Source organism: Pseudoalteromonas sp. S8-8 (genome assembly GCF_000497875.1).
Lineage (GTDB): Bacteria > Pseudomonadota > Gammaproteobacteria > Enterobacterales > Alteromonadaceae > Pseudoalteromonas > Pseudoalteromonas arctica.
Genome location: NZ_AUTR01000036.1, coordinates 1 through 14,663, shown reverse-complemented (window position 1 = coordinate 14,663; position 14,663 = coordinate 1). Strand labels below are relative to the sequence as shown.

Genomic DNA, 14,663 nt, shown 5'->3' with positions numbered 1-14,663 from the left:
ATGTCATAGGTAAGATCTTAAGAAATTGAGTTGAAGCTCAATTCATGATCAAATGGTTGTTACCACACAAACCACAGAATCAAGAAAAGAGCTTCAAATGAATGCTAACATTTTTATTAATAAGTTAAAAAGTATCCTAAGTGAAAAAAAACTGAACCGACTTGGTAAACAAGTAGCATTTACTAAAAGAGAAAGAAATATTACCGCATTTCATATGGTTGTTAGTCTTGTTGCTGCGCTTGGGGATAAAAAAACGATCTATTTATCCGAAATATTAAGAGTTTATAATCAGCTAACAGGGCAGTCTATTAAGTATAAGCCTTTTCATAACCAGTTAGTTAAACCTGAACTAGCTGAACTAATGCGAGAGGTAACAAATAGAGTTTTTAATTGTTGGATAAATGATGCGCTTAAGTACACGAAAAAAGATTTGTTCAAGTTTGAGAATATTTTAATTCAGGACGGTAGCTCTATTATGCTTCATCGTTCTTTAAAAGATGTTTTTCCTGGGCGATTTTCAAATACGTGTCCAGCAGCGATTGAATTGCATGCTACTTTAAATTTAACGCAAGGTTGCTTTGAAAAAGCAGGTATAACACCAGACAGTTATTCTGAACGTGAAGAACTTCCAACATTTAAAGAGTTGAAAGGACAGTTGTTACTTGCTGATAGAGGGTATTATTCAGGTAGTTATATTCATGAATTAGATAAAGCAGGAGGATTTTACGTATTAAGAGCTAAGGGGTTAAAAGCAGTCAGAGTACATAATGCTTTTAAGCAAAATGGACAGGAATTAACAGGAAGTCATTCCCCAAAGTTATGTGAATTGCTCCCCGAATTACCTAAAAATGATCTTATTGATATGAATGTTAGCATAAAAAACAAGCTAACAAGAGTCGTTGGGTATTGGTCAAAAAAAGAAAAACAATATACATTTTTAGTCACTAATTTATCTATTGATGAATTTACAGCGACTGAAATAGGCAAATTATATAGGTTACGCTGGCAGGTTGAATTACTTTTTAAGGAGTGTAAGTCTTATAATAATTTACGCGGCTTTCAAACATCAAACGCAACCTTACAAGAGGCGCTAATTTATGTAAGTTTAATAGTAACCACGCTTAAAAGGTTTTTAACTGGCTGTATTGAAAAGATATTCAAAACTGAAATGTCTACAATGACAGTAGCAAAAACAACGGGTGTTTGGTGGATTGGCATATTAACAGCGATTATTAGGAAGCATAGGAAAGGATTGTTAAATGCAGTTAATGGAGCATTTGACTTTCTGAGGAAAAATGCTGCTAGGGCACACCCCAAACGCGATCGAAAAACAGGAGTATTTCAGTATGGGGTAGAGCCAAATTTTTAAGGCTGTACTTAATGTTTTTCTTAAGTACCTACCTATGACATCCATGTAGGCAACAAAGAGTTAATCGCCCCTAGGCAGAACCCTTTGGGCAGCGCGTGTTTGGATTTTATGCATCGTTATCGCCTAATTATGGGGAATAACCACACAACATAGGCTCTGCCTTGCCTAAAAACCAAACACACTGCTGCAAATTCAACCTCGAAAGATAAACAGGACCTTACTTAGATTTCCATCAATTCTGTTTCTTTGGCAGCTAATAAAGTATCCATTTCTTTAATAAACTTATCAGTAAGCTTTTGAATCGCATCATCTGATTGACGCGCTTCATCTTCAGATATGTCTTTATCTTTTAATAAACCCTTTACATCGCCATTAGCATCACGACGAATGTTACGAATAGCAACACGACCACCTTCAACTTCGCCACGTACAATTTTGATTAGGTCTTTACGACGCTCTTCTGTAAGTGGAGGAAGTGGTACGCGAATAACAGTACCTGCCGACATAGGGTTTAAACCTAAGTCAGATGCCATAATTGCTTTTTCAACAGCTTGCGCTAAAGACTTATCAAATACACCAATAGCAAGTGTACGAGAATCTTCAATTGTTACGTTAGCAACTTGGTTTAAAGGCGTTGGTGCACCGTAGTACGACACCATAATGCCATCTAGGATTGCAGGATGCGCACGGCCAGTACGAATTTTAGATAATTGGCTACCTAGTGCAGTTACACTTTTTTGCATGCGCGCTTGCGCGTCTTTTTGAATATCGTTAATCACGGTTTAATCCTAATTATTTGATTATTTCATCTGAGGCTTGTGAAGAAATAAGTGTTCCTTCTTCTTCACCCATAATTACGCGTTTTAGCGCGCCTGATTTATTCATGTTAAATACGCTCAATGGCATATTGTGATCGCGGGCTAGAGTAAATGCCGCTAAATCCATAACTTTTAATTCTTTTTCAATGATTTCATTGTAGCTTAAGTGGGTATAAAGCGTCGCATCTGGGTTTTTAACAGGGTCATCACTGTATACGCCATCAACCTTAGTCGCTTTAATTACTGTATCCGCTTCAATTTCGATACCGCGTAAACATGCTGCAGAATCGGTAGTGAAAAATGGGTTACCAGTACCCGCTGCAAAAATGACTACGCGACCAGTTTTCAATAAACTAATTGCTTCAGCCCAGTTATAAGCGTCACATACACCATTAAGCGGAATAGCCGACATAAGACGACAATTTACAAATGCACGGTGTAGCGCATCACGCATTGCAAGGCCGTTCATAACCGTTGCAAGCATACCCATGTGATCGCCTACTACGCGATTCATACCTGCTTCTGCAAGTGATCCACCGCGTAAAAAGTTACCTCCACCAATAACTAAACCCACTTCTACGTCGAGCTCTACTAGCTCTTTAATTTCTTGTGCCATACGGTCTAAAACTTTAGGATCGATGCCGAAGCCTTCGTCTCCCATTAAAGCTTCACCACTTAATTTGAGAAGAACACGTCTAAAAATAGGTTTGCGATTGATAGTCATAGTATTGGGGCCAACTTTTATTGAATTATGGATAAAAAATAACCGCGCTTATGTTAAACATAAAAGCGCGGTTATTTTAAAGAATTTCTAGCTGCGAAGCAAAACCAAATAGTACTTTAATTGCATCTAATTTCATTATCCTTCACAAATAGTAATCTTACTTAGCTTTAGCAGCAGCAATTTGAGCAGCAACTTCAGCAGCAAAATCTTCTTCTTTCTTCTCGATACCTTCACCAACTTCTACACGTACGAAGCTAGTAACTGTTGCGTTTTTCTCTTTAAGAATATCGCCAACAGTTTTTTTAGGCTCCATGATGAAAGCTTGACCAGTAAGAGAAACCTCACCAGTGAATTTTTTCATGCGGCCAACAACCATCTTCTCAGCGATTTCAGCAGGCTTGCCTTCATTCATCGCGATTTCGATTTGTACTTGCTTTTCTTTAGCAACAACATCGGCTGGTACATCTGAAGGTGTTAAGTATTCAGGGCTAGATGCAGCAACGTGCATTGCAACGTGCTTAAGTGTTTCTTCATCAGCAACACCCGCAACAACAACACCGATACGATCGCCATGACGGTACTCAACTAGGTTTTCACCAGTTACGTACTGCAGACGACGTACATTGATGTTTTCGCCAATTTTAGTAACTAGCTCAACACGGTCTTCTTCAAACTTAGCTTGTAAGTCTTCGATAGAGATAGTGTCAGCAATTGCAGCGTCAGCAACTTTGTTAGCAAATGCTAAGAAGCTTACGTCTTTTGCAACGAAATCTGTTTGACAGTTAACTTCTACTAGTACTGCAACACCCGCGTTTTGCTTGATGATGATAGTACCTTCAGCAGCAATGTTACCTGCTTTTTTAGCAGCTTTAGCAGCGCCACTTTTACGCATGTTTTCAATCGCTAACTCGATGTCGCCATCAGTCTCAGTTAACGCTTTTTTACAATCCATCATGCCAGCGCCTGTGCGCTCGCGTAATTCTTTAACTAGGGCAGTAGTTACAGCCATTAGTAAATCCTCAAATCTGAAATCAGGTTAGATAAGCGGGTTACCCGCTCGACAAGAATAGCAAGTCTTCACCTTAAAAAGATGAAGACTTGATGACAGCTAATTACTCAGCTTCAACGAAATCGTCTTTCTCAGCTTGAGCAACGATGTTATTCTCGCGACCTTCAGTAATAGCAGCTGCAACAGCGCTAGTGTAAAGGCTTACAGCACGGATAGCATCATCGTTACCAGGTACGATGTAATCAACACCGTCTGGGTTAGAGTTAGTATCTACGATTGCAACAACTGGAATACCTAGGTTGTTTGCTTCACGGATAGCAATGTGCTCGTGGTCAGCATCGATAACGAAAAGCGCGTCTGGAAGACCGCCCATGTTTTTGATACCACCAAGGCTCTTTTCAAGCTTTTCCATTTCGCGGTTAAGCGTTAACGTTTCTTTCTTAGTTAACTTCTCGAAAGTTCCGTCTTGGCTTTGTGCTTCAAGGTCTTTAAGACGCTTGATTGATTGACGTACAGTTTTCCAGTTAGTCAACATACCACCTAACCAACGGTGATTTACGAAGAACTGGTCGCTTTCTAAAGCAGCTGATTTAACTGCGTCGCTTGCTGCGCGCTTAGTACCAACGAAAAGAACTTTACCTTTGTTTGCTGCAGCACTTGATAAAAACTTAAGTGCGTCGTTGAACATTGGTACAGTTTGCTCAAGGTTGATGATATGTACACGGTTACGTGTGCCGAAGATGAAAGGCTTCATCTTAGGGTTCCAGTAACGTGCTTGGTGACCAAAGTGAACACCAGCTTGAAGCATATCGCGCATTGAAACGTTTGCCATTTTATAGATCCTCTATAGTTGTTTAGGGTTAGGCCTCCACATATCCCATAGCACCAACACCGAAGTAATTAAACTTCAAATGCACCCAAGTGTATGTGACGATACGTGTGTGTGTTAAAATAAAATTGTGTTTGCCTTAAATACAAAAAATCATTTAAGAATTTATTTGTAAAAAGACGGCGCGCTTTATACCATATTAAAATTAAATACTCAACGTCGCGTGCAAAATTTGTTCGACGATAAATGTTAAAAACTCAACTTTGGAGCCTCAATGAGCGCTATTATCAAGACCCCTGAAGAAATAGAGAAAATGCGCGTAGCTGGGCGCTTAGCGGCCGATGTACTTGAAATGATCGGCCCTCATGTAGTGCCAGGTGTTACCACCGATGAGCTAAATACACTTTGTCATGATTATATTGTTAATGTGCAACAAGCAATCCCTGCTCCGTTAAATTATCATGGCTTTCCAAAATCAGTTTGTACGTCAGTTAATCATGTTATTTGTCACGGAATTCCAAATGACAAAGCATTAAAAGAAGGCGACAGTGTAAATATCGACGTAACTGTCATTAAAGATGGTTACCACGGCGACACATCTAAAATGTTCCACGTTGGTACACCAAACATTCAAGCTAAGCGTCTTGCAGAAGTAACACAAGAAAGCTTATACCTTGCTATTAAAATGGTAAAACCAGGTGTGCGCTTGGGTGATATTGGCTCAGCAATTCAAAAATATGCAGAGAGCTTTAACTACTCAATTGTACGCGAATATTGCGGCCACGGTATCGGCGCAGGATTTCATGAAGAACCACAAATAATGCATTACGGTAAAGCCGGTACTGGCGAAGCCTTAAAAGAAGGTATGTGTTTAACTATTGAACCTATGGTTAATGCGGGTAAACGCCAATGCAAACTTCTTAAAGATGATTGGACAGTAGTAACACGCGACCGTAGTTTGTCTGCACAGTGGGAACATACTTTATTAGTGACTGAAAATGGTGTTGAAATTTTAACGCTACGATCAGATGATACTATCGAGCGGATCATAGAACACTAATAAAACCGAAACACTTGATAAGAAAATTCTTATCCGTGTGAAAGGTTCAACAAGGAGCCAGCCCACGTGGCATTACCCAACAAAGTAAAAAAGTTGCTTAGCGATGCAGAGCAACTTAGTGATTATCGCGATTGTTCTAGCTATTTTTATAAATGGTTACATAACGAATTTTCTAAACAACCGGTTGGGAATTTAATTAATGCCCGGGCTGAGTTTATTGACCGCCTACTCATTAAGCTTTTTCATGTTTACGACTTAGCGCGCGAACCTGATTTAGCATTAATAGCGGTAGGCGGATACGGACGTGGTGAGCTACATCCCTACTCCGACATCGACTTTTTATTGCTTGTAACTAAACCGCCAAGCGAAGAAATATGCGAAAAAATAGGCCAGTTTGTCACCATGCTATGGGATCTCAACTTAGAGATTGGTCACAGCGTGCGTACGATAGAACAAGCCATTGAGCAAAAACGTGAAGACGTTACTTTTGCCACCAGCTTGCTCGAAAGCCGTCTTATTTTTGGTAACCACATTGAGTTTGAAAAACTCAAAATGCATATTCTTGAAACGCCAGTATGGCGCTCAGGTGAATTTTTTACTGCCAAAGTTCAAGAACAAAACTTACGCCACAGAAAGTGCCACGGCACCGCGTATAATCTTGAGCCAAACATTAAAGAAAACCCCGGTGGTCTGCGCGACTTACAAACTATTATTTGGGTGGCAAAAAAGCATTTTAGAACCGAAACCCTGCAAGAGTTAATAAGCCACGGATACTTAACTCACGAAGAGTTTCAAGAGCTTTCTGAGTGCCTAGAAAACCTATGGAACATTCGCTTTGCACTGCATTTAGCTGCAGGTCGAGCTGAAAACCGCTTATTGTTTGATCATCAACCGCAAGCCGCCGAAATTTTAGGTTTTGGTAGCGACGGTAAAGCCTCTGTTGAGCGTATGATGAAACGCTTATTTAGAATAATGAGCCGCGTGCGCGAACTTAACCAAATGCTACTTTCATACTTTGAACAAAGTATAATGCCCGAAAGTAGTGCTGTGGCAGCAATAGAACTCGACAGAAACTTTGAGCAAGTAGGTCATCAAATACGCGTAAAAGATCCGTCGGTATTTTTTAGACGCGACCAACTTTTTGTATTGTTTGAGCACATAGCCGATAACCCAGCAATAACGCATATTTACCCAAGTACTATTCGTACTATTCGCCAAGTGCGCCGTCGTTTATTGGGCGATTTGCAAGATTACGCAGCCTGTCGCGAAGCCTTTTTACGCTTAGTTAAACACCCTAACGGTATGGGCCGCGCATTTACGCTCATGCACAAGCACGGCATGCTTGCCGCCTACTTACCGCAGTGGCGTAATATATTTGGGCAAATGCAGTTCGATTTGTTTCACGCGTACACCGTAGATGAGCACACTCACAAATTAATCAAAAACATTTACGAATATTTTGATAAAACAGGCATTAGCGAGTTTCCTATTTGCAGTGAAATAGTCACTCGAATGGACAAACCAGAGCTACTTTATTTAGCCGGTATATTTCACGACATTGCTAAAGGGCGAGGTGGCGACCACTCAGAACTTGGCGCTGTTGACGCAATAGCATTTGCTAAATTACATGGTTTTTCATCGGTGGATGCAAAACTCGTTGCATGGCTTGTAAGTAACCATTTACTTATGTCTGTTACCGCACAGCGTAAAGACATTAACGACCCTGCTGTAATAAAAGACTTCGCTACACGCGTTAAAACAGAGCGCCAACTCGACTACTTATATTGTTTAACCGTTGCCGACATACGTGCAACCAACGACAACTTATGGAACGATTGGAAAAACACCCTGCTGCGTGAGCTCTACTTACACACGCAGCGCGCTTTGCGCCTAGGGCTCGAAAACCCAATGGATCAACGCGACCAGATTCGCGATAAAAAGCACCAAGCTAAACAACGCTTAATAAATCTGGGTTATCAAGAGGAAAAAATTGATTTAATTTGGAGCCGATTTAAAGCCAACTACTTTACCGCCTTTAGCGAACAGCAAATATCATGGCAAAGTGAGCATTTATTAAGTAGCACAGACTTAAGCCAGCCAAGTGTTGTTGTATCTAACAAAGCTATGCATGGTGGCACACAAGTATTTGTATACAGCCCCTACTCTGGCCCACTGTTTGCCCGATTAGTAAGTGTGATTGGCTCTAAAAAAGCGCAAATACAACACGCGCAAGTACTGACCACAAAAGACGGTTACGTCTTGTTTAGCTTTGTAATACTTGAAGTAAGTGGCGACCCTATTGCAAGTGGTCGAGCGCAATCAATTAAACGCGGGCTTGAGCAAGCACTAAGCGATCCGCGTAAAAAAATTCGCTTTAAAAAGAGCCGCTCTCAACGCTTTAAAGATTTTAATATTAAACCTAAAATTGTGTTGCGCCCACATGCACGCAAAGACCGTAGCTTAATAGAAATTCAAGCCGTCGATATACAAGGTTTACTAACCAAAATAGCCGAAGTTTTCCAAGCGCATTTACTACACATTCACGCTGCCCGTATTACAACGGTAGGTGAACGTGCCGAGGATTTCTTTGTCGTATCTAATAACGAATACCAAGCGCTGACTGATGAAGAGCAAGCAAAAATTCATCAGGCATTACGTAAAAAATTCAACGCCGAAACAGAATAGAGGACACACATGTCAGATTTAAAAACGATGATCGAAAACGCATGGGACAACCGCGATAGCATTAGCCCAAGCACAGTATCAAGCGACGTAAAACAAGCCATTATCGACGCACTTGATTTACTTGATAGCGGCGCAGCACGCGTTGCTGAAAAAATATCAGGTGAATGGGTTGTACACCAGTGGCTTAAAAAAGCAGTATTACTGTCGTTTCGTATTCGCGACAACCAACCGATGAACGACGGCGTAAACCAGTTTTACGACAAAGTACCACTTAAATTTAGCGACTACACGCCAGAGCAATTTCAGCAAGGCGGTATGCGCGTAGTGCCAAACGCAGTAGCGCGTAAAGGCAGCTTTGTAGGTAAAAACGTCGTACTTATGCCATCGTACGTAAACATTGGCGCATATGTTGACGACGGCACCATGGTTGATACATGGGCGACTGTAGGCTCATGTGCACAAATTGGTAAGAACGTACATTTATCAGGTGGCGTAGGCATAGGCGGCGTTTTAGAGCCTCTACAAGCTAACCCAACTATCATTGAAGACAACTGCTTTATTGGCGCACGTTCTGAAATTGTTGAAGGCGTAATTGTTGAAGAAGGCGCAGTAATTTCAATGGGCGTTTACATCAGCCAAAGCACTCGTATTTATGACCGCGAAACCGGCGAAATTCACTACGGCCGCGTACCAGCAGGCGCAGTAGTTGTACCAGGCGCACTACCGTCAAAAGATGGTACTCACAGCCTTTACGCTGCAATCATCGTGAAAAAAGTAGATAAACAAACTCGTGAAAAAGTAGGCATTAACGCCCTACTACGCTCAATTGATGAGTAACAGTCGGTGGGTTGAGTGAAACGAAACCCAACGATACTTTGAAGTGAAGTGTTTTAGCTAAACTTTAATTGTATATAGAAAGCTCTAAGCCTTTGGTTTGGAGCTTTTATTATATAAATAACTCGATTGAAATATTTACTTATAAAAAAACATTAATTAGAGCATGCATGGAAAAACTAACGAAAAGATTAATAATTTTCTTACTAATAGGAATTATTCTAACTGTCGCTCCTTTAATTTATTCTTTTAAACCTCAGCTTTCTAGCAATGTAGAACACTGGGCTTTTATCGCTTCTTATTTTGGTGGAATAATGTCGCCTTATATAGCGGCACTAGCTTTGATTGCTTTACTTTCTACACTGAAACAACAATCAGACCAAATAGCCCTATTGAAAAAACAAACTCAATCTAATCAAATTGAAACTATGCTTAGCAAAATAGAATGTGACTTTGCAACACCTTTAAAAGAAACTTTATTAAACCTCAAGATTCGTGGAAAAGAGATCAATTACACTTTCTTAGACCCTATCACTGCTTTGGCCTTTCCAAGATGGGAGGAGGTAATTCCAAATATTGATGATTTAGATCCAAGCAAAGAATATGATTATTTGAGTCAAGAAATTATGCAATTAGATTTATATACTTCCGCAAGTTCATATTTGAAGTTAATTAAAGTTTATGCAGAAAAGCATGAGGCCATAACTGGCTCTAATATATTATCTGCTTATTATAAAAAAAAGTATAAAATCCCTTACAAAAGGCTTCATCAGAAAGGTTTTTTAAAAGAGCCTTGGGAGTAGTAATATAACTGTGCTCAAGATACTAACGTTATAAACAACGCGCCTTTTACATTACCTTTAAAAACAAAGCCTTTCAAATGACCGTTGGGTTTCGTTTCACTCAACCCAACCTACGGCGATAAATTTAACTTCGAGTTGCTCGTCACTGATAGCTGACAACTAATAACTTTTATTGCTTTAAAAAAGCACTTATAAAAATAAGTGCTTTTGGGTTTGCTCAATTAATACTTTTGATTACAGCGCGTTAAACACATCGTCTGTTTTAGCTGCGCAAATAAAATCGTTTTTGTGTAGGCCTTTAATTGAATGGCTCCACCATGTAACCGTTACTTTGCCCCACTCGGTTAATAAACCTGGGTGATGGCCTTCGTCTTCTGCCATGTCGCCTACTTTGTTAGTAAACGCGATAGCCTGTTTAAAGTTTTTAAATTTATAAACACGCTCAAGCTGCATAATACCGTCGCGTACTTCTGGTACCCAGTCTGGAATTTTAGTAATTAATTGCGCTAACTCTTCGTCAGATACTTTTGGCGCATCTACATGACAGGCTTCGCATTTTTGTGCACTTAATGAAGACATTCTAAATCCTTACTTTTAGCTTTTTTAGCATTAATGTTTAACTGGCTAATTTTTCTTTTGGTGGAAATTTTGGGTCGTGCAAACCAAGCTCTTTAGCTCGCTCAACCAAAGTCATAATATCCATTTGCGATATATCAAACAGATCATGAATCGAATTTATGGTGTAGTACTGTGGTTGCATAATATCAATACGGTACGGCGTACGCAGTACATCAAGCACATTCATTGGGCTGATTTCTGGCGTGTTTGAGTATACGTACTGAGTCTCCCCTGGGCTTGATAAAATACCGCCGCCGTAAATACGCAGACCGTCTTCGGTTTGCATTAAACCAAATTCAACCGTAAACCAGTATATACGCGCAAGGTAAACACGGTCTTTTTTCTGCGCTGCGTAACCTAATTGCCCGTACTTATGCGTAAACTCGGCAAAGTCAGGGTTAGTTAGCATGGCGCAATGGCCAAATATTTCATGAAAAATATCTGGCTCTTGTAGGTAATCAAACTCTTCACGGCTACGAATAAATGTAGCTACCGGAAACTGCTTGTTTGCCAGTAATCTAAAAAACTCATCAAAGTCGATAAGCGCAGGTACTGGTGCAACTTGCCAACCGGTAGTGGCTAGTAACACGTCGTTTAGTTCGCTTAACTGCGGAATACGATCGTGCGGCAGGTTAATCTTTTTTAACCCTTGCATGTACTCGTTGCAGGCTTTGCCTTCAATGCATGCAAGTTGGCGCGCTACAAGCTCAGACCAAATTTTATTTTCTTCATCACTCCAGTGTATAACACCATTTTCGTCTGGTGTTTTGGATGTGTATTTACTTGCTTTAGCCATAAGTACCTTCTTGGGTGTGAGCCCTAAATCGGTGTCAGTGTGATACTCAAACCTATTGAATATCGAATGACCCCATACTATGCAAAAGTGAAGAAAAGTTTAATAGATAGGCTAACATCAGTATTTGGCGCGATCACCCCAATCGTAAAGTTAAAATTACACCTGTGGCACACTAAAAATACAGACCTTTAAATAAAGGCCTGCAACTTGTTTTTATGTGTATACAATTAATTACACCTAACCAACTTTAGTAAAAGCTTGGTTTAAATCACTAATAATGTCGTTAACATCTTCAAGCCCAACCGAGAGTCTGATCAGCCCATCACTTATTCCAGCGGCGGCTCGCTCCTCTGGCGTATAAGGCGAGTGAGTCATAGATGCAGGATGCTGAATCAGTGTTTCAGCGTCGCCAAGGCTTACTGCAAGTGTACAAAGTTTCATACTATCAATAAATTGTGCGCCATCTTGTAGCGTGCCTTTTATTTCAAACGCAATAACACCACCAGCGGCTTTCATTTGATTACCAATAAACTTATAACCTGGGTGCGATTTAAGCCCCGGGTAATATACGGTGCTTACTTGTGGGTGCGCTTCTAGATATTCGGCTATTGTTTGTGCACTTTGACAGTGGCGCTCTATTCTAATAGCGAGTGTTTTTAGGCCTCGATTAATTAGCCATGCATCGTGCGGGCTTATGGTTGCACCAATGTCTTTTAATACGGTCATTTTAATGTGTGTTATGTGCTCAAGCGATCCACATACAATACCGGCAACTACGTCTCCGTGGCCGTTTAAGTACTTGGTCGCACTGTGCATTATAATGTCGATACCGTATTTTTTAGGCGATTGCAGTAGCGGTGTTAAAAAGGTGTTGTCGACCACACTAATTAAATTGTGCTCTTTAGCAACTGCGCCAATAAGTGCCAAATCAATAACCGCCATAGTGGGGTTGATTGGCGTTTCTACAAATATCATTTTTGAATTAGGTTTGATGGCAGCGCGTAGTTCGTCCTCGTTGGTCATATCAACAAAGGTGACTTCGATTCCCCAGCGCGGCAACATGTGCGAGAAAAACGCAAAGGTACAACCATACAAAGCACTTGAAGCAACAAGGTGATCTCCTTGCGATAAAAAGCTCAGTACTGAGGCAGATACAGCCCCCATACCCGTTGCGGTTGCAGCAGCTGCTTCACAGCTCTCGAGTTGAGCAACTTTTTGTTCAAGTTCTGTGGTTGTAGGGTTTCCTAAACGCGTATAAATATAGCCAGGTTCGTCGCCTGCAAAACGCGCAGCACCTTGTGCGGCATTTTCAAAATGAAAGGTAGAGGTTTGATACAAAGGAGAAGTGAGTGCGCCGTGCGGGTCGTTTGCTTTTTGTGGTCCGTGAATACACTGGGTGTTTATATGATGCTTGCTCATTGTAGGCTCATTTTTTGATTATTATGTTTTTGCGATTCAACAATCAAAACGTATGCGCTTACAAACAGCAAGCATGCCGGATGCTCAGATGGCTATTTGTGTAAAAACCGTGCAGCGCATGTTTGTACACAAATATTGCCACTGCTAATCTAGGATCTGTTGATCTTTGCGGATTAAAATTTGTTCAATCTAGGGGCTATTTAATCGCGGCGCGAAGTTTGTAACCTAGTGGGCTAAGTAAAAACCGAGCAAAGCTTCCGCGTCCTGCTCACGCCCCTTACCTACATCCATATCATAGGTAGGTACTTAAGAAAAACATTAAGTACAGCCTTAAAAATTTGGCTCTACCCCATACTGAAATACTCCTGTTTTTCGATCGCGTTTGGGGTGTGCCCTAGCAGCATTTTTCCTCAGAAAGTCAAATGCTCCATTAACTGCATTTAACAATCCTTTCCTATGCTTCCTAATAATCGCTGTTAATATGCCAATCCACCAAACACCCGTTGTTTTTGCTACTGTCATTGTAGACATTTCAGTTTTGAATATCTTTTCAATACAGCCAGTTAAAAACCTTTTAAGCGTGGTTACTATTAAACTTACATAAATTAGCGCCTCTTGTAAGGTTGCGTTTGATGTTTGAAAGCCGCGTAAATTATTATAAGACTTACACTCCTTAAAAAGTAATTCAACCTGCCAGCGTAACCTATATAATTTGCCTATTTCAGTCGCTGTAAATTCATCAATAGATAAATTAGTGACTAAAAATGTATATTGTTTTTCTTTTTTTGACCAATACCCAACGACTCTTGTTAGCTTGTTTTTTATGCTAACATTCATATCAATAAGATCATTTTTAGGTAATTCGGGGAGCAATTCACATAACTTTGGGGAATGACTTCCTGTTAATTCCTGTCCATTTTGCTTAAAAGCATTATGTACTCTGACTGCTTTTAACCCCTTAGCTCTTAATACGTAAAATCCTCCTGCTTTATCTAATTCATGAATATAACTACCTGAATAATACCCTCTATCAGCAAGTAACAACTGTCCTTTCAACTCTTTAAATGTTGGAAGTTCTTCACGTTCAGAATAACTGTCTGGTGTTATACCTGCTTTTTCAAAGCAACCTTGCGTTAAATTTAAAGTAGCATGCAATTCAATCGCTGCTGGACACGTATTTGAAAATCGCCCAGGAAAAACATCTTTTAAAGAACGATGAAGCATAATAGAGCTACCGTCCTGAATTAAAATATTCTCAAACTTGAACAAATCTTTTTTCGTGTACTTAAGCGCATCATTTATCCAACAATTAAAAACTCTATTTGTTACCTCTCGCATTAGTTCAGCTAGTTCAGGTTTAACTAACTGGTTATGAAAAGGCTTATACTTAATAGACTGCCCTGTTAGCTGATTATAAACTCTTAATATTTCGGATAAATAGATCGTTTTTTTATCCCCAAGCGCAGCAACAAGACTAACAACCATATGAAATGCGGTAATATTTCTTTCTCTTTTAGTAAATGCTACTTGTTTACCAAGTCGGTTCAGTTTTTTTTCACTTAGGATACTTTTTAACTTATTAATAAAAATGTTAGCATTCATTTGAAGCTCTTTTCTTGATTCTGTGGTTTGTGTGGTAACAACCATTTGATCATGAATTGAGCTTCAACTCAATTTCTTAAGATCTTACCTATGACAT

Annotated in this window: 13 protein-coding genes; 5 read left to right on the top strand and 8 right to left on the bottom strand. The window is 40.0% G+C overall.

The window, feature by feature from the left end; translation table 11 throughout:
- The first annotated feature begins 97 nt into the window (after window positions 1-97).
- The gene (locus tag L659_RS0112285; protein WP_024590080.1) at window positions 98-1,369 is read left to right on the top strand and encodes an IS4 family transposase; all 1,272 of its coding nucleotides are present in this window, start codon (window positions 98-100) and stop codon (window positions 1,367-1,369) included.
- Between the two features lie 221 nt (window positions 1,370-1,590).
- Here L659_RS0112285 and frr read toward each other — a convergent pair whose 3' ends face one another.
- The 4 genes from frr to rpsB all read right to left on the bottom strand — a co-directional run bounded on the left by frr (window position 1,591) and on the right by rpsB (window position 4,752).
- A complete protein-coding gene (gene frr, locus L659_RS0112280; protein WP_206008562.1) occupies window positions 1,591-2,112 on the bottom strand; it encodes a ribosome recycling factor in 522 nt (173 codons plus the stop codon).
- A gap of 49 nt (window positions 2,113-2,161) precedes the next feature.
- Window positions 2,162-2,911, bottom strand: a complete 750-nt coding sequence (gene pyrH, locus L659_RS0112275; protein ID WP_007580982.1) for a UMP kinase — start codon at window positions 2,909-2,911, stop codon at window positions 2,162-2,164.
- Between the two features lie 157 nt (window positions 2,912-3,068).
- A complete protein-coding gene (gene tsf, locus L659_RS0112270; RefSeq protein WP_007580981.1) occupies window positions 3,069-3,920 on the bottom strand; it encodes a translation elongation factor Ts in 852 nt (283 codons plus the stop codon).
- A 103-nt stretch (window positions 3,921-4,023) separates the two neighbouring features.
- Window positions 4,024-4,752 (bottom strand): 30S ribosomal protein S2, encoded by a 729-nt coding sequence (gene rpsB / locus L659_RS0112265; RefSeq protein WP_007580978.1) that lies wholly within the window; start codon window positions 4,750-4,752, stop codon window positions 4,024-4,026.
- 271 nt (window positions 4,753-5,023) lie between these two features.
- Here rpsB and map point away from each other — a divergent pair, with 271 nt between their 5' ends.
- The 4 genes from map (at window position 5,024) to L659_RS0112245 (ending at window position 10,131) form a co-directional block, all read left to right on the top strand.
- Window positions 5,024-5,809, top strand: coding sequence for a type I methionyl aminopeptidase (gene map, locus L659_RS0112260; RefSeq protein ID WP_024590723.1), 786 nt, complete (start codon window positions 5,024-5,026; stop codon window positions 5,807-5,809).
- A gap of 66 nt (window positions 5,810-5,875) precedes the next feature.
- Complete coding sequence (gene glnD, locus L659_RS0112255; protein WP_007580974.1) at window positions 5,876-8,494, top strand: [protein-PII] uridylyltransferase; 2,619 nt, start codon at window positions 5,876-5,878, stop codon at window positions 8,492-8,494.
- Window positions 8,495-8,503: 9 nt separating this feature from the next.
- Window positions 8,504-9,331, top strand: a complete 828-nt coding sequence (gene dapD, locus L659_RS0112250) for a 2,3,4,5-tetrahydropyridine-2,6-dicarboxylate N-succinyltransferase (protein WP_002958324.1) — start codon at window positions 8,504-8,506, stop codon at window positions 9,329-9,331.
- A 167-nt stretch (window positions 9,332-9,498) separates the two neighbouring features.
- The gene (locus L659_RS0112245; RefSeq protein ID WP_024590722.1) at window positions 9,499-10,131 is read left to right on the top strand and encodes a hypothetical protein; all 633 of its coding nucleotides are present in this window, start codon (window positions 9,499-9,501) and stop codon (window positions 10,129-10,131) included.
- Between the two features lie 234 nt (window positions 10,132-10,365).
- Here the strand turns inward: L659_RS0112245 and L659_RS0112240 are convergent, their stop codons facing one another.
- The 4 genes from L659_RS0112240 to L659_RS0112225 form a co-directional block, all read right to left on the bottom strand.
- Window positions 10,366-10,710, bottom strand: a complete 345-nt coding sequence (locus tag L659_RS0112240) for a 4a-hydroxytetrahydrobiopterin dehydratase (protein ID WP_002958326.1) — start codon at window positions 10,708-10,710, stop codon at window positions 10,366-10,368.
- A gap of 37 nt (window positions 10,711-10,747) precedes the next feature.
- Window positions 10,748-11,545: a phenylalanine 4-monooxygenase gene (phhA, locus tag L659_RS0112235; RefSeq protein ID WP_024590721.1), complete on the bottom strand. Its 798-nt coding sequence runs from the start codon at window positions 11,543-11,545 to the stop codon at window positions 10,748-10,750.
- 237 nt (window positions 11,546-11,782) lie between these two features.
- Entirely contained in the window at window positions 11,783-12,964 is a 1,182-nt protein-coding gene (gene megL / locus L659_RS0112230) for a methionine gamma-lyase (RefSeq protein ID WP_024590720.1), read from the bottom strand.
- A gap of 330 nt (window positions 12,965-13,294) precedes the next feature.
- On the bottom strand, window positions 13,295-14,566 hold the full coding sequence (locus tag L659_RS0112225) for an IS4 family transposase (protein ID WP_024590080.1): 1,272 nt from the start codon (window positions 14,564-14,566) through the stop codon (window positions 13,295-13,297).
- Window positions 14,567-14,663 lie beyond the last annotated feature (97 nt).